The organism is Streptomyces sp. WAC04114 (assembly GCF_019733245.1).
Taxonomy (GTDB): domain Bacteria; phylum Actinomycetota; class Actinomycetes; order Streptomycetales; family Streptomycetaceae; genus Streptomyces; species Streptomyces massasporeus_A.
Genome location: NZ_JAIGQA010000181.1, coordinates 1 through 15861, shown reverse-complemented (window position 1 = coordinate 15861; position 15861 = coordinate 1). Strand labels below are relative to the sequence as shown.

Below are 15861 nucleotides of genomic sequence, written 5' to 3'. Positions count from 1 at the left end.
GCCCCGGACTTCGGGGTCACCGGCTGGGGCGGGGCGGCGGCGGCCGGTTCCTCCACCGTGACCCCGAAGTCCGTGGCGATGCCCGCCAGGCCGTTGGCGTATCCCTGTCCGACGGCGCGGGCCTTCCACTGCCCGCCTCGCTGGTAGATCTCCACGATGACCAGGGCCGTCTCGTCGCCGAGCTGCGGGGGCGTGAAGGTGGCCAGGACGGAGTTGTCGTCCGCGTTGCGGATCGTGGCCGTCGGCTCGATGCCGCGGAAGGTCTGGCCCGCGGCGTCCGGGCTCGCCGTGACGACGATCTTCTCGATGCCGGGCGGGAGGGCCGTGGTGTCGACCACGATCGCGTCGGGCGCGCTGCCGCCGCCCGAGCGGTACGTCACGCCCGGGCCCGACGGCTGGTTGTAGAAGATGAAGTCGTCGTCGGAGCGCACCTTGCCGTCGGCGGTGAGCAGCAGGCCCGATACGTCGAGCCGCACCGGAGCGGCGACGTCCACCGTCACGCGGGCGGCGGACAGGGGGATGTTCGAGCCGGGGGTCATAGCTGTCATGCCGGGTGAACGAGCGAGGCGGTTTTGCCGTTCCCTTACCTTGCCGCCAATCGGGTCACCGGCGATTGCGGGGGTGATCCCGGGCGGTGCGCTCGTTGCCGCGCCTGTAGTTGCCGGTCCAGCGGGCCATGACCAGCTGGGGGTCGGAGGTCTCGACCTCGGTGAGGAACCGCGCGGCGCGGGGGCCGTTCAGGGTGGTGGCGGGGCGGCCGTGGTGGCTGATGCGGACGGTGCCGCCCGCGTGCTGCTCGTAGGTGAATCCATGAGGTCTCGGCATGCCGTGAGGGTACGAGGCGGGGAGCAGGCGCCCCAGCGAATTTCGCCTGCCCCCGCCCGCGGTGGTCCCTTCCCTACGGCACGACGACGATCTTGCGGCCGACGCCCGCCGCGAACTGGTCCAGCGCCTGGGGGTAGCGCTCCAGCGGGATGCGGTCGCTGATGAAGACGTCCGGGTCGAGGACGCCGTTCGCGAAGAGCTCCGCCGCCCGCTCGAAGCTGTGCAGCACCGCCATCGAGCCGGTGATGGTGATCTCCTGGTTGTAGATGCGGTACGGGTCGATCGTCACGCGCGTCGCGTAGTCGGCCACACCGAACTGCAGGAACGTGCCCGCCTTCGCCACCCGGTCCAGGCCGTCCTGGATCGCCGCCGCGTTGCCCGTGGCGTCGACGACCAGGTCCCAGCCCTGCGGGCGGTCCAGTTCGTCGGGGTTCGCAGCCGCTCCCGAGACGCCGAGGCCGCGGGCGGTCTCCAGGCGGGCCGGGTTCACGTCGACGACGTCCACGCTCGCCGCGCCGGTGCGCTTGGCCAGCTCCAGCATCATCAGGCCCATGGTGCCGGAGCCGTAGATCAGGACGTGCGCGCCGAGACGGGACTGGAGCACGTCGTAGCCGCGTACCGCGCAGGACAGCGGTTCCACGAGGGCCGCGTCCTCGGTGCGGACGTGCTCCGGGAGCTTCACGCAGTTCGCCACCGGGGCGACGGCGTACTGCGCCGCGCCGCCGGCCGTGGTCACCCCGATCGCCGCCCAGCGTTCGCAGAGGTTGTTGTGACCGGTACGGCAGTAGCGGCACTCGTAGCAGTACAAGGACGGGTCGACGGCGACCCGGTCGCCCACCGCCACCTCGGTGACCCGGGTACCGACCCCGACCACCTCGCCGGCGAACTCGTGCCCGGGCACGATCGGCAGCTTCGGGGCGAACTCGCCCTGGAGGATGTGGAGATCGGTTCCGCACAGGCCGCAGGCCGCGACCTCGACCACGACCTCGCGCGGGCCGGGCGTCGGGTCGGGGACCTCGGCGACGACGGCCTTGCCCACGGACTCGATGACGGCGGCCTTCATTTCACGGCTCCCAACGACAGGCCCTGGACCAGCTTGTCCTGGGCGGCGAACCCCGCGGCGAGCACCGGCAGGGAGACGACGAGCGACGCGGCGCACACCTTCGCCAGGAACAGGCCCTGGCTGGTGATGAAGCCGGTCAGGAAGACGGGGGCGGTCTCGGCGACCACACCCGTGAGCACCCGGGCGAACAGCAGCTCGTTCCAGCTGAAGATGAAGCAGATCAGGGCGGTGGCGGCGATACCGGGGAGGGAGATCGGGGCGACCACGCGCGCGAGGATCGTGGGCAGCCGGGCCCCGTCCACCTTCGCGGCCTCGATCACCGCGACCGGGATCTCGGCGAGGAAGGACTGCATCATCCACACCGCGATCGGCAGGTTCATGGACGTGTAGAGGATGACCAGCAGCCAGATGTTGTCGAGCATCCCGGCGTTCTTGGCGAACAGGTAGATCGGCAGCAGGCCCGCCACGGCCGGCAGCATCTTCGTGGAGAGGAAGAAGAACAGCACGTCCGTCCACTTGCGGACGCGGTTGATGGACAGCGCGTACGCCGCCGGGAAGGCCAGCAGCAGGACCAGCAGGGTCGAGGCCACGGACGCGACGGTGGAGTTGATCAGGGCGGGCCAGGGGCTCGCGCCGCCGCCCGCGCCGAAGAACTCGCGGTAGCCGTCCAGGGTGAGCGCGGCCGCGAAGGACGGCGGGTTGGTCGCCGCGTCCGTCTCCGAGTGGAAGGACGTCAGTGCCATCCACGCGATGGGCAGGAAGAACGCGATGCCGAGCAGCCAGGCCAGCAGGCCCAGGCCCGCACCCTTGCCACGGACACGGCGGGCACGCAGTGCGGTCGTGCTCATGCGCGGGACACCTCCTCGCGGAACAGGGACGACACCACGCGCAGGGCGAAGGTCGCGATGACGATCGAGCCGATGACCACCAGGACGCCCGCGGCCGAGGCGAGGCCGTTCTCGTGGGCCTGGTAGAAGCTCTGGTAGACGGTGTAGGGGAGGTTGGCGGTGCCGAGGCCCCCGGACGTGATCGTGAAGACCGCGTCGAAGTTCTGGACGATGTAGATCGAGCCGAGCAGGGCGCCCAGTTCGAGGTAGCGGCGCAGGTGCGGCAGCGTCAGATGGACGAAGATCTGCCAGTCGCTCGCGCCGTCGACCCGGGCCGCCTCGATCTGCTCGTGGTCGCGGCTCTGCAGTCCGGCGAGCAGGATCAGCATCATGAACGGGGTCCACTGCCAGACGAGGGACGCCTCGACCGCGAGCAGCGGGGTGTTCGAGATCCAGTCGGGCTGTGGGCCGCCCACATAGTGCAACAACCCATTGAACAGGCCGTATTCAGGGTTGTAGAGCACATGCTTCCAGAGCAGGGCGGCCGCGACCGGCACCACCAGGAACGGCGCGATCAGCAGGGTGCGGACGATGCCCCGGCCGCGGAACCTGCGGTCCAGCAGCAGGGCGAGCACGAGCCCCAGCACCAGGCTGGCCAGCACCACGGCCACCGTCAGCAGGACGGTCGTCCACACCGAGTGGCGCAGGTCCGGATCGGTGAGGACCTCCTGGTAGTTGTCGACGCCGGTGAAGTGCCGGGCGTCGGGATAGAGGGAGTTCCAGTCGAAGAAGGAGATCACCAGCGTGGCCACGAAGGGCAGCTGGGTGACGACGATCATGAAGATCAGGGCGGGCAGCAGCGGGGCACGGGTGGCCCAGGCGCGCAGCCGGGCGGAGGGCCGGCGGACGGGGTTGCGTATCTCGGGGGAGGCCACGGGGGCCGTTGTCGTGGCGGTCATCGTCCCTCGTACTCCTCGGAGATCTTCTCTGCGAGCGCCTGAGACTTCTTCAGGGCCGACTCGACGGACTGGCGTCCGGCGATGGCCGCGCTGATCTCCTGCGAGACCTTGGTGCCGAGGTCGGTGAACTCGGGGATGCCGACGAACTGGATGCCGGGAGCGGGCCGCGGCTGCACGCCGGGGTCGGTCGGGCGGGCCTGCTCGATGGCCTCCTTGGTCATCTCCTGGAAGGCCCCGGCCTCCTTGCGGTAGTCGGCGTTGGCGTAGGTCGACGCCCGCTTGCCGGCCGGGACGTTCGACCAGCCCACCTGGTCGCCGACCAGCTCCTCGTAGCCCTTGCCGGACGCCCAGGAGACGAACTTCCAGGCGTTGTCCGGGTTGCGGGAGGCCTGCTGGATGCCCCAGGCCCAGGTGTAGAGCCAGCCGGAGGACTCGGTCTTCTCGACGGGTGCGGGGGCGTAGCCCACCTTGCCCTTCACCGGGGAGTTCGCCGCCTCCAGGGATCCGGCCGCGGAGGTGGCGTCGTACCACATGGCGACCTTGCCCTGGGTCATGTTGTTCAGGCACTCGGCGAAGCCGGCCTGGGCGGCGCCGGACTCGCCGTGCTCGCGCACCAGGTCGACATAGAACTTCGTCGCCTTTTCGAAGGCGGGGGAGTCGAGCCGTGCCTTCCAGTCCTTGTCGAACCAGGTGCCGCCGAAGGTGTTGACGACCGTGGTGAGCGGGGCCATCACCTCGCCCCAGCCGGGCAGACCGCGCAGGCAGATGCCCTTCATGCCGGGCTCGGCGCCGTCGGCCTTCGCCGCGAGGTCCGCCACCTGCTGCCAGGTGGGGTGGGCTGGCATCGTCAGGCCCTTCTTGTCGAAGACGTCCCTGCGGTACATCAGGAACGACGACTCGCCGTAGAAGGGCTGGCCGTAGAGCTTGCCGTCGTCCGCGGTGAGGGACTGGCGCATCGGCTTCAGGACGTCCTGCTCGTCGTAGGCCGGGTCCTTGGCGACGTAGCCGTTCATCTCGTGCAGCCAGCCGTTGCGGGCGTAGATGGGTATCTCGTAGTTGGACAGGGTGGCGACGTCGTACTGGCCGGCCTGGTTGGCGAAGTCCTGGCTGATCTTGTCGCGGACGTCGTTCTCGGGCAGGACCGTGAAGTTGACCTTGATGCCCGTCTCCTTGGTGAAGTGGGCGCGGGTCAGCTTCTGCAGCTCGACCATCTGCGGGTTGTTGACCATCAGGACGTTGATGGCGTCGCCGCCGGACCCGGCCCCGCCCGCGCCGACCCAGCAGCCGGAGAGCAGCGGGGCGAGCAGCGTCCCTGCGGCGGCCAGGGCGAGCGGGGCTCGCGGTGGCCGTCGTCGGCTCTGGGTTCGCATGGATCGCTCCTGGATGTATGGGGAGATAAGGGGCAGCACGGGGCGTGGCTGCGCCCGGTGGGGGACATCGGTGCGGTGTCCGTCAGACCCGGATGACCTGGGGCCCGAGCAGTGAGTAGCGGTGGGCTTCGGCGGTCGGCAGGAGGGTGCTCGTCACGATCGTCTCCAGCGCGCCGACCTCGGCGAACCGGCAGAAGCTGACCGCTCCGAACTTGGTGTGCACGCCCGCGAAGACCACGCGCCGGGCGGCCCGGATCGCCTGGGCCTTGACCTCGCTGACGGCCGGGTCGGGGGTGGTGAGGCCGTGTTCGCGGGAGATGCCGTTGGCGCCGATGAACGCCAGGTCGACGACGAAACCGGCCAGCATCTTGGTCGTCCAGTGGTCGACGGTGGCGAGGGTGCCGCGCCGTACCCGGCCGCCGAGCAGCAGCACGGAGACGTGCTCGGCCTCGGCGAGGGCGCCGGCGACCGGCAGGGACGCGGTGACCACGGTCAGCGGCCGGTCCCCAGGGAGTGCCTCGGCGATGAGCTGCGGGGTGTAGCCCTCGTCGACGAAGACGGTCTCGGCGTCGCCGAGCAGCTCGGCCGCGGCGGCCGCGACCCGGCGCTTCTCGGGGACGTGGCTGGTGGCCCGGAAGGCGAGCGTCGTCTCGAAGCCGGCGCTCTCCACGGGGTAGGCGCCGCCGTGGGTGCGGCGGAGCAGGCCGTGGTCCTCCAGGACGCGCAGGTCCCTTCGTACGGTTTCCTTGGCCACACCGAGCTCGGTGGCGAGGGCGGTGACGTCGACCGAGCCGTCGCGCCGCGCGGCCAGCACGATCTCGCGCTGGCGTTCTTCCGCGGTCCTGGTCATGGCCGTCACCCGCCTTCCTGCTGTGCTGCCCGTTCGGGCCCTCGGACGGGCCTTGGGGAAGTTCTACAGGGGGCGTTCCGCGGTGGCCAGGCCTGTTGCGGGCGGGATCCTGCCCGGATGTGCCCGTTCGGTCGTGCGGGTGTGCGGGGCGGCGAGGGGTGTCCGTGGCCGTCCGCGGGTGCGTTGTGGCTGGTCGCGCAGTTCCCCGCGCCCTCGAGGGCGCTTCCCTGCCGTCCGCGGGTCGTGCCCGAATGCCCGAGCGGGCGGGCCCGTTCTCTGCCCGCCCGCCCTGATGCGGACTCCGTCCGGTCAGTACGGCCAGATCGGCGGGTCCGTCACGAACTGGCCGCCCAGGTAGGCGTGCGCCTCGTTGCCGTCCTGCAGTTCGCCCTGCTCGGCGATGAGTTTCTCGGCGTACGGCTCGGAGTCGTCCTGCGGCTCGTAGCCGAGCGCCCGGGCGCTGGTCAGGTCCCACCACAGCCGGGTGTTGGCGGAGGAGCCGTGGACGACGGTGTGGCCGACGTGCTCGGCGGTCAGGGCCGCGTGGAAGAGGCGGGCGCCGTCGGCGGGGCTCATCCACACGGAGAGCATGCGCACGCTGGTCGGCTCGGGGAAGCAGGAGCCGATCCGCACCGAGACGGTCTCCAGGCCGTGCCGGTCCCAGTAGAGCTGTGCGAGGTCCTCGCCGAAGCACTTGGACAGGCCGTAGAAGGTGTCCGGTCGGCGCGGGGTGTCGACGGGGATGAGGGGGTCGTCGCCCCGGGGGCGCGGGGTGTAGCCGACGGCGTGGTTGGAGGAGGCGAAGACGATCCGGCCGACGCCCTCCTCACGGGCGGCCTCGTACAGGTGGTAGGTGCCCTCGATGTTCGCCTTGAGGATCTTCTCGAAGGGGGCTTCCAGGGAGATGCCGGCGAGGTGGATGATCGCGTCCACGCCCCGGACCGCCTCGCGTACGGCGTCCCGGTCGGCCAGGTCGGCGACGATCGCGTCGGGCTCGCCCTCGATCGGACGCAGGTCCAGCAGGCGCAGGTCGTAGCCGTGGGCCGGGAGCAGGTCCCGCATCAGGGTGCCGAGTCCGCCGGCGGCGCCGGTGAGCAGGACGGGGCGGGGAGCGGGCATCCTCGGGTCTCCTTGATCGCCAACCGTGCTGATCACCCTTCGTGCACATGAGCGCACGGCATTCATATGCGTGGACACGCTAAGGATCCGGGGCGGAGCCCGTCAAGTATGCCGCGGAGGGTGTGAATCCGCAGGTGCGTCGCGGGTGCGGGCGCTTGACCGGCACCAAGGGGGCGCCTTAGCGTGGAGTCGTTCAGAAATATAGACGGAAATCAAGAATATGGAAACGGGAGAGCTTGTGACGCCAGCCCCTCTCGCCGCTCGACTCGACATCCCCAGCGGGCCGCTGTTCTTCCCGGTCACCGCCTACGGACCCGACGGCTCCGTGGACCTCGACACCTACCGCACGCACGTCCGGCGCGGGGTGGAGGCCGGAGCCGCCGCGGTGTTCGCCTGCTGCGGCACCGGCGAGTTCCACGCGCTGACGCCCGAGGAGTTCGAGGCCTGCGTGCGGGCCGCCGTCGAAGCCGCCGACGGGCGCGTCCCGGTCGTCGCCGGCACCGGGTACGGCACCGCGCTCGCCGTGCGCTACGCCCGCCTCGCCGAGGCCGCCGGGGCGGACGGACTGCTCGCCATGCCGCCGTACCTCGTCGTCGCCGGGCAGGAGGGCCTGCTGCGGCACTACCGCGAGGTGGCCGCCGCCACCGCCCTGCCGGTCATCGTCTACCAGCGCGACAACGCCGTGTTCACCCCGGAGACGGTCGTCGCACTCGCCCGCACGGACGGGATCATCGGCCTGAAGGACGGGCTCGGCGACCTCGACCTCATGCAGCGCGTCATCAGCGCCGTGCGCACCGAGGTCCCGGGCGACTTCCTCTACTTCAACGGCCTGCCGACCGCCGAGCAGACCCAGCTCGCCTACCGCGCCCTCGGCGTGACGCTCTACTCGTCCGCCGTGTTCTGCTTCGCGCCGGAGATCGCCCTCGCCTTCCACCAGGCCCTGCGGACCGGCGACGACGCCACCGTGGACAAGCTCCTGGACGGCTTCTACCGCCCGTTCGTCGAGCTGCGCGCCCAGGGCCGCGGCTACGCGGTCGCCCTGGTCAAGGCCGGTGTACGGCTGCGCGGACTCGACGTCGGGGAGGTGCGGCCCCCGCTGCACGAGCCGGCCGGGGACCATCTGAAGCGGCTCGCCGAAGTGATCGAGCGGGGCTACGCGTTGCTGGAGAAGGCCAAGTGAAGGCGTCGGCATTCGTCTACCCCTGGGACGTCAACGGCGACCCGGGGGCACCCGCGCGCATCGCCGCGCTGGGCGTGGCGCAGGTGACGCTCGCCGCCGCCTACCACTCCACCCGCGCCCTCACGCCCCGCCACCCGCGCCACCGCATCGTCACCGCCCAGCACGCCGCGGTGCTGTACCCGGCGGACGACCGCTGGGCCGGACGCGGGCTGCGTCCCTACCCGGCCGGTGACTGGGCCCCCGGGGACGCCTTCGGCGAGGCCGCGTGCGCACTCGGCGAGGCCGGTCTGGAGGTGCACACCTGGGTCGTCCTCGCGCACAACTCCCGCCTGGGCGCCGAACACCCGGACACCTCGGTCGTCAACGCCTACGGCGACCGCTACCCCTGGGCTCCGTGCATCGCGCAGCCCGCCACGCGCGCGTACCTGACCGACCTGGCGGCCGAGGCGGCCGTCCGGCCCGGGGCGCGCGGCACCGAGCTGGAGTCCCTCGGCTGGTACGGCCTGCAGCATCTGCACGCCCACGACAAGACCGGCGGCATCGGCCTCGGGGACGCCGGGCAGTACCTGATGGCGCTGTGCTTCTGCCCGTCCTGCCGGGAGGGCTACGGCCGGCACGGTCTCGACGCCGACCTGCTGGCGGCCGCCGTACGGACCGCGCTGGAGCCGGTGTGGCAGGGGGCGCCGTCCGACGGAGGCTGGGCGGGCATCGAGAAGCTGCTCGGCGAGACGCTCGCGCACACCACGCGCGCGTACCGCGACGACACCGCCCGCACGCTCCAGGAGCAGGCCGTCGCGGCGGTCCGGGCGGCCGCTCCCGACGGCTTCCAGGTGCTGCTGCACGCCGATCCCGTGTCGTACCACGTCGGTGCCAACCCCGGGGTCGACCCGGCGCACATCCTGTCCGTCGCGGACGGTGTGGTCGTGCCCTGCTCCGGCGGCACCGGCACGTTGACGCCGTTCGCACGGCAGGAGCGCGAGGGCGCCGTCATCGCCGCCAACTTCACCGTCGTCTCGGGGATGGGCGGCAGCCCGGGCACCCTCGCCGCCGACGCCACCGGGGCCCGCGAGCTCGGCGCCACCGAACTGCGGCTGTATCACGCGGGGCTGGCGTCCGACGACGACCTGGAGACGGTCCGCTCCGCCCTCGCCGGGCTCTGACACAGCGGGACCGCCACCGCCGGCAGCGCCACCCCCAGGGCCACCAGCACCAGCCGGTGGTCCACCAGCTCGACCAGGGCCGCCCCGGCGGCCAGCCCGACCACGTTCGGTGTGAACACCAGCGTGTGCGCGGTGGCCGTGACCCGGCCCAGCAGCGCACCCGGCGTCTCGCGCTGCACGGACGTCAGCGCGGCGATCAGCACCGGGGGCAGCCCCGCGCCGATCGCCGCGCTGCACACCAGCGCCACCGGGTCGGACGGCACCGCCCGCAGGGCCACCGCGAGAGCCAGCAGAACGATGCCGGACGCCGCGAAGCGCCGCGCCCCCAGGTGGCGCAGGGCGGGGCCGGAGAGCAGGCCGACCGCGACCGAACCGGCGCCCTGCACGGCGTAGAGCACGCCGGTGTACGCGGGGGAGTGCCCCAGGCCGTCGACGACGGCGTATACCATCGCCCCGTTCACTCCGGCGCACAGCATCGTGGCGCCGCCCGCCAGGACCAGGGGGCGCAGCACCGGGTGCGCCCACAGGTGCCGGACGCCCTCGACGGTCCGCCGCCGACGGCTTCCGGTGGGCGGCGCGGGCTTCTCCTCCCTGACCCGCAGCGCCGTGTACAGCCCCGCGGCCAGCACGAACGTGGCCGCGTCCAGGAGGGCGACGCCCGCGCCGCCGTGCGCCGCGTAGAGGCCCGCGCCCGCCAGCGGGGCCAGGAGTTTCATGCCCTCGGTGGCGGTCGTGCGCAGACCGTTGAAGTCGCCCAGCAGGGACGGCTCGACCGCGCTCGCCACGAGCGCCGACTCGGCCGCGTCGTGGACGACGCCCGCCGCGCCGTGCACGAACAGCACCGCGTACAGCAGCCACAGGTCGCCCGGGGCGTCGACGCCCACGAGGGTGAGCAGCAGGGCGCCCAGGAGCGTGTTCACGCCGATCAGCAGGGGCCTGCGGCGGCCGCGGTCCGCGAGGGTGCCCAGCAGCGGTCCGGCCAGGGTCGGCAGCCACATGGCGAGCATGCACAGTGCGGCCAGGCCGTCCGAGCCGGTCAGGTCCTTCACCCACACGCCGGAGGCCAGCCACAGGGCGGAGGTGCCGAAGCCGGAGACCACCACGCCGGAGAGGTAGAGGCCCGCGTCGCGGTCCCGTAGGACGCGCACCACGGGCCAGGTCGTCTTGGTCGTCATGCCTGGTCATCGTGGCGCTAAGGCCCCCGTGCGGGGATCGGGAAGGTGCCTTGGGAAACGGGCGTCCGGGCGATGAGTTCCGCGGTCGCCGTCGGTCTACCTCCGGAGAGCCGAACCAGAGCCGAACTAGGAGGAGCAGCGGATGACCGACACGACCCCGAACCCGACCCTCGACCTCGGACCGCAGGCGGCGGTCGTGGCACGCCTCGCCGAGGCCGTCACCGACGAGCAGCTGGCCGACCCGACGCCCTGCCCCGAGTACGCGGTGCGCCACGTGCTGGCCCACCTGGTCCATCTGGCCGGCGCCTTCCGTGACGCCGGCCGAAAGGACCTCGGCGTCACGACCGACACCTCGCCCGGCTCCTCCCTGCCCGAGCTCGCGCCCGACTGGCGCGAGGAACTGCCCAAGGTGCTCGCCGACATGGCCGAGGCCTGGCGGGACCCGGCCGCCTGGACCGGCATGACCCGCGCCGGGGGCGTGGACCTGCCCGGCGAGGTCGCGGGCCTCGTCGCCACCGACGAACTGGTGATCCACGGCTGGGACCTGGCCCGCGCCACGGGCCGCCCCTACAGCCCCGACCCGGCCGCTCTCCAGGTGTGCCACGACTTCCTCGAGGCGTCCGCCGACGCCCCCGACCGCGGCGAGATCTTCGGCCCCGTCGTCCGCGTCGAGTCGGACGCGCCGCTGCTGGCCAGGGCGGTGGGACTGAGCGGCCGGGACCCGGGGTGGACCCGCAGGCCGTAGAAAGCGATTGCCCATTCTTCGTCGAAAGCATTGACGAGGCCCATGCGCCCTCCTACCGTCATCGCGTCGTACTTCGTACGTCATATATGAGACGCGATACGCGAGATCCGATACGCGATCCATCGAGACGCGAGATCCGAGAGGCGCGCATGACCTCTGTGCCCACGCCGATCCCCTCCCGCACGCAGTTCGTGCTGGAGGGGATCAAACACCGCATCCTCACCGGGCAGTTGACGCCCGGTCAGGCGCTGGTCGAGACCGAGCTCGCCGCGCAGTTCGGGGTGTCGAAGACTCCGGTGCGCGAGGCGCTCAAGACCCTCGCCGGGACCGGGCTGGTCGTGATGAACCAGTACAAGGGCGTCACCGTGCGCATGGTGGACGCGGACATGGCGCGCGAGGTCTACGACGTGCGGCTGCTGCTGGAACCCGAGGCGCTCAAGCGGGCCGTGCGGCGCGGGGCCTCCCTGGACGTCGCCCGCGAGGCGCTGACCCGGGCCGACGCAGCCACCGACGCCGCCGAACGCTCCCTCGCCAACCGGGAGTTCCACCGCGCCCTGTACCTGCCGTGCGGCAATCCGCTGCTCGGCCGGATGCTCGACGAGGTCCGCGACCAGGCCGCCCTGGTCTCCGCCGTGGCCTGGGCCGCCTCCCCCTCCTGGGAGCGGGAGGCCGGCGAGCACCGGGAGATCCTGCGGCTCGCCCTCGACGGCGACGCCGACGGCGCGGCGCGGGCCCTGCACGCCCACATCGCGTCCTTCGTGCAGCGCGCCTTCCCCGAGGCCGCACTGGACCAGGAGGGTCAGGAATGAGCAGCGTGGCGTTCGAGACCCAGCGGGCGGCCCTGGCCGACGTGGTGGCGATCCCGGTGACCCCGTTCGCCGAGGACGGCTCCGTCGCGCGGGACACCCACCGGGCCCTGCTGCGCCGCCTGCTCGACGGCGGCATCACCACCCTCACCCCCAACGGCAACACCGGCGAGTTCTACGCCCTCACCCCCCAAGAGCGCCGGCTCGTCACGGAGCTGACGATCGAGGAGGCCGGGGAGCGGGCCGTCGTCCTGGTCGGTGTCGGACACGACGTCCCGACCGCCGTCGCCTCCGCCCGGCACGCCCAAGAGCTCGGCGCCGGGATGGTGATGGTCCACCAGCCCGTCCACCCCTACGTCTCCCAGGCCGGCTGGGTCGACTACCACCGCGCCATCGCCGAGGCCGTGCCCGAGCTGGGCGTCGTGCCGTACATCCGCAACGCCCAGCTCACCGGCGCCCGGCTCGCCGAACTCGCCGACGCCTGCCCGAACGTCATCGGCGTGAAGTACGCCGTGCCCGACGCGGCCAGGTTCGCCGCGTTCGCCCGGGACGCGGGTCTGGAACGGTTCGTGTGGGTCGCGGGACTCGCCGAGCCGTACGCCCCCTCCTACTTCTCCGCCGGTGCCACCGGCTTCACCTCGGGGCTGGTGAACGTCGCCCCGGCGGTCTCCCGGAACATGATCGAGGCGCTGCGCTCCGGCGACTACCCGGCCGCCATGAAGGTGTGGGAGCAGATCCGCCGCTTCGAGGAGCTGCGCGCCGCGAACGGCTCCGCCGACAACGTCACCGTCGTCAAGGAGGCCCTCGCCTCCCTCGGGCTGTGCCGCCGCGAGGTCCGCCCGCCCAGCCGCACCCTCCTCGAGGAGCAGCGCGCCGAGGTCGCCGCGATCGCCGCGGGGTGGTCGATATGACCGGCAGGCTGCGCCCGGAGGACCTCAGGAGCCACCAGTGGTACGGCGCCGAGGGCCGGCTGCGCACCTGGTCGCACAACGCCCGGATGCGCCAGCTCGGTTACGAGGCGGAGGAGTACCGGGGCCGCCCGGTGATCGCCGTGCTGAACACCTGGTCCGACATCAACCCCTGCCACGTCCATCTGCGCGAGCGGGCCGAGGCGGTCAAGCGGGGAGTGTGGCAGGCCGGCGGCTTCCCGCTGGAGTTCCCGGTCGCCACGCTCTCCGAGACGTACCAGAAGCCGACCCCGATGCTCTATCGCAACCTGCTCGCGATGGAGACGGAGGAGCTGCTGCGGTCGTACCCGGTCGACGCGGCGGTGCTGCTCGGCGGCTGCGACAAGTCGACGCCCGCGCTGCTCATGGGCGCGGCCTCGGCCGACGTACCGTCGGTCTTCGTGCCCGCGGGGCCGATGCTGCCGGGTCACTGGCGCGGCGAGACCCTCGGGTCCGGCACCGACATGTGGAAGTACTGGGACGAGCACCGGGCCGGCAACCTCACCGACTGCGAACTGCGTGAGCTGCAGGGCGGGTTGGCGCGGTCGCCCGGTCACTGCATGACCATGGGGACCGCGTCGACGATGACCGCCGCGGCCGAAGTCCTCGGTATGACGCTGCCCGGCGCCTCCTCCATCCCGGCCGTCGACTCCGGGCACGAGCGGATGGCCGCCGCCTCCGGGCGCCGTGCCGTGGAGCTCGCCTGGACCGGGCTCAAGCCGTCCCGAATCCTCACCCGCGAGGCCTTCGAGGACGCCGTCACCACGGTCCTCGGGCTCGGCGGCTCCACCAACGCCGTCATCCACCTGATCGCGATGGCGGGGCGCTGCCAGGTCGAGCTCACCCTCGACGACTTCGACCGCATCGCCCGCACCGTGCCGGTGCTCGCCGACGTCCGGCCCGGCGGACAGACCCACCTCATGGAGGACTTCCACTTCGCCGGTGGTCTGCCCGCCTTCCTCGCGCGGATCACCGACCTGCTGCACCTGGACCGGCCCACCGTCAACGGCACCCTGGGGGAGCAGATCGAGGGCGCGGTCGTCCACGACGACGACGTCATCCGCACTCGCGAGAACCCGGTCGCCGCCGAGGGCGGGGTCGCCGTACTGCGCGGCAACCTCTGTCCGGACGGCGCGGTGATCAAGCACATCGCCGCCGAGCAGCACCTGCTCAAGCACACCGGTCCCGCGGTCGTCTTCGACGACTACAAGACCATGCAGCGCACCATCAACGACCCGGCGTTGCACATCACCGCCGACAGCGTCCTGGTGCTGCGCAACGCCGGCCCCAAGGGTGGCCCGGGCATGCCCGAGTACGGCATGCTCCCCATCCCCGACCACCTGCTCAAGCAGGGCGTCCGGGACATGGTCCGGATCTCCGACGCCCGGATGAGCGGCACGAGTTACGGCACGTGCGTGCTGCACGTGGCGCCGGAGTCGTACGTGGGCGGGCCGCTCGCCCTCGTCCGCACCGGCGACTCCATCACCCTCGACGTCGAGGCGCGCACCCTCCACCTCCACGTCGACGACGAGGAACTTCAGCGGCGCAGGGCGGACTGGTCGCCGCCGCCCACCCGCTACGAGCGCGGCTACGGCGCGCTCTACAACGAGCAGATCACCCAGGCCGACACCGGCTGCGACTTCGAGTTCCTGGCAAGGCCGGGCAAGGCCCCGGACCCCTACGCCGGTTGACCGATCCCCTTAAGGGGCGCGGGACTGTACCGACATGCGGCTCCGCCGCGTGGGCGCGACACAGCACAACGAGTCCGCGCTCGCCACACCACCGCAAGAGGCACCTCGTACCGCGCACTCCAGACCGGCTCCCGCACACCGAGAAAGCGCTTCCCGTACGACCGTACCCAGATCGGAGACCCTGTCATGGCCCAAGCCGCAGCCGTGGCGAAACCGCCCGTGCCACCCCGGCGGCGCCGGGCCTCCGCCACGCCGCGCAGGCTCCCGTACCTGCTGATCACGCCGGCCGTCCTGCTGATGCTGGGCTTCATCGCCTACCCGGTCATCAGCGTCTTCTACTACAGCCTGCGGAACTACAACCCCACCAAGCCGTGGCGGAACGGCTACGCGGGCTTCGACAACTTCGTCCACGCCTTCACGAAGGACCCGGTCTTCTGGGACACGCTGGTCTTCAGCGCCAAGTGGGTCGTCGTCGAGGTCGGCCTCCAGCTGCTGTTCGGCCTCGCGCTCGCCCTCATCGTCAACCAGACCTTCGTGGGCCGGGGCCTGGGACGCGCCCTGGTGTTCTCCCCGTGGGCCGTCTCCGGCGTGCTGACCTCCGCGATCTGGGTGCTGCTCTACAACTCCCAGACGGGCATCACCCGTTACCTCGCCGACATGGGCATCGGCTCCTACGGCACGAGCTGGCTGTCGGACACCTCGACCGTGTTCCCGGCGGCGGTCGTGGCGGACCTGTGGCGCGGGGTGCCGTTCTTCGCGATCCTCATCCTCGCCGATCTCCAGTCCGTCTCGAAGGACCTCTACGAGGCCGCCGAGGTCGACGGCGCCAGCCGCATCAAGCAGTTCTGGCACATCACGCTGCCGCACCTGAAGGACGCCATCATCCTGTCCACACTGCTGCGCGCGGTGTGGGAGTTCAACAACGTCGACCTGCTCTACACCCTGACCGGCGGCGGACCCGCGGGCGAGACGACCACGCTGCCGCTGTACATCGCCAACACATCCGTCGACGCCCACAACTTCGGCTACGCATCGGCCCTGACCACGGTGGCGTTCGTGATCCTGCTCTTCTGCTCGATGGTCTACCTGCGGCTGAGCAAGTTCGGAGGCGAGAGCAAGTGAGCGTCAAGGAAGCCACCAAGAC

General features: G+C 71.7%; 16 protein-coding genes. 7 read left to right on the top strand and 9 right to left on the bottom strand.

Going from position 1 to position 15861, the window contains the following annotated elements; translation table 11 throughout:
- The 8 genes from K4G64_RS32415 to K4G64_RS32380 all read right to left on the bottom strand — a co-directional run.
- Positions 1-548, bottom strand: a 548-nt coding sequence (locus K4G64_RS32415; protein WP_221759499.1) for a TerD family protein, incomplete at its 3' end; no start/stop codon positions are given.
- Between the two features lie 55 nt (positions 549-603).
- A complete protein-coding gene (locus tag K4G64_RS32410) occupies positions 604-825 on the bottom strand; it encodes a hypothetical protein (protein ID WP_221759498.1) in 222 nt (73 codons plus the stop codon).
- 73 nt (positions 826-898) lie between these two features.
- Positions 899-1888: a zinc-dependent alcohol dehydrogenase family protein gene (locus K4G64_RS32405; protein WP_221759497.1), complete on the bottom strand. Its 990-nt coding sequence runs from the start codon at positions 1886-1888 to the stop codon at positions 899-901.
- The gene (locus K4G64_RS32400; protein WP_221759496.1) at positions 1885-2736 is read right to left on the bottom strand and encodes a carbohydrate ABC transporter permease; all 852 of its coding nucleotides are present in this window, start codon (positions 2734-2736) and stop codon (positions 1885-1887) included. The genes K4G64_RS32405 and K4G64_RS32400 overlap by 4 nt, the downstream gene beginning before the upstream one ends.
- Entirely contained in the window at positions 2733-3674 is a 942-nt protein-coding gene (locus K4G64_RS32395) for a carbohydrate ABC transporter permease (protein ID WP_221759495.1), read from the bottom strand. Before K4G64_RS32395 ends, K4G64_RS32400 begins: the two co-directional genes overlap by 4 nt.
- Positions 3671-5044 carry a sugar ABC transporter substrate-binding protein gene (locus K4G64_RS32390; RefSeq protein ID WP_221759494.1) on the bottom strand — a complete coding sequence of 458 codons (1374 nt, stop codon included), beginning with the start codon at positions 5042-5044 and terminating at the stop codon, positions 3671-3673. The genes K4G64_RS32395 and K4G64_RS32390 overlap by 4 nt, the downstream gene beginning before the upstream one ends.
- An 82-nt stretch (positions 5045-5126) precedes the next feature.
- Positions 5127-5894: a DeoR/GlpR family DNA-binding transcription regulator gene (locus tag K4G64_RS32385; RefSeq protein WP_221759493.1), complete on the bottom strand. Its 768-nt coding sequence runs from the start codon at positions 5892-5894 to the stop codon at positions 5127-5129.
- Positions 5895-6203: 309 nt separating this feature from the next.
- The gene (locus K4G64_RS32380) at positions 6204-7013 is read right to left on the bottom strand and encodes an NAD(P)-dependent oxidoreductase (RefSeq protein ID WP_221759492.1); all 810 of its coding nucleotides are present in this window, start codon (positions 7011-7013) and stop codon (positions 6204-6206) included.
- A gap of 238 nt (positions 7014-7251) precedes the next feature.
- Here K4G64_RS32380 and K4G64_RS32375 point away from each other — a divergent pair, with 238 nt between their 5' ends.
- Both K4G64_RS32375 and K4G64_RS32370 read left to right on the top strand, forming a co-directional pair.
- Positions 7252-8193, top strand: coding sequence for a 5-dehydro-4-deoxyglucarate dehydratase (locus K4G64_RS32375; protein WP_221759491.1), 942 nt, complete (start codon positions 7252-7254; stop codon positions 8191-8193).
- Complete coding sequence (locus K4G64_RS32370) at positions 8190-9353, top strand: hypothetical protein (protein ID WP_221759490.1); 1164 nt, start codon at positions 8190-8192, stop codon at positions 9351-9353. The genes K4G64_RS32375 and K4G64_RS32370 overlap by 4 nt, the downstream gene beginning before the upstream one ends.
- Here the strand turns inward: K4G64_RS32370 and K4G64_RS32365 are convergent.
- Complete coding sequence (locus K4G64_RS32365; RefSeq protein WP_221759489.1) at positions 9290-10528, bottom strand: MFS transporter; 1239 nt, start codon at positions 10526-10528, stop codon at positions 9290-9292. The genes K4G64_RS32370 and K4G64_RS32365 overlap by 64 nt on opposite strands.
- Positions 10529-10670: 142 nt before the next feature.
- On the opposite strand from K4G64_RS32365, the gene K4G64_RS32360 reads away from it, so the two are divergent.
- From K4G64_RS32360 to K4G64_RS32340, 5 genes are all read left to right on the top strand, one after another.
- A complete protein-coding gene (locus K4G64_RS32360) occupies positions 10671-11273 on the top strand; it encodes a TIGR03086 family metal-binding protein (protein WP_221759488.1) in 603 nt (200 codons plus the stop codon).
- A gap of 149 nt (positions 11274-11422) precedes the next feature.
- On the top strand, positions 11423-12082 hold the full coding sequence (locus K4G64_RS32355; protein WP_221759487.1) for a GntR family transcriptional regulator: 660 nt from the start codon (positions 11423-11425) through the stop codon (positions 12080-12082).
- Positions 12079-12990 carry a dihydrodipicolinate synthase family protein gene (locus K4G64_RS32350; RefSeq protein ID WP_221759486.1) on the top strand — a complete coding sequence of 304 codons (912 nt, stop codon included), beginning with the start codon at positions 12079-12081 and terminating at the stop codon, positions 12988-12990. The genes K4G64_RS32355 and K4G64_RS32350 overlap by 4 nt, the downstream gene beginning before the upstream one ends.
- Entirely contained in the window at positions 12987-14717 is a 1731-nt protein-coding gene (gene araD / locus K4G64_RS32345; RefSeq protein WP_221759485.1) for an L-arabinonate dehydratase, read from the top strand. Before K4G64_RS32350 ends, araD begins: the two co-directional genes overlap by 4 nt.
- A gap of 186 nt (positions 14718-14903) precedes the next feature.
- Entirely contained in the window at positions 14904-15839 is a 936-nt protein-coding gene (locus tag K4G64_RS32340; protein ID WP_221759484.1) for a carbohydrate ABC transporter permease, read from the top strand.
- The last annotated feature ends 22 nt before the right edge of the window (positions 15840-15861 follow it).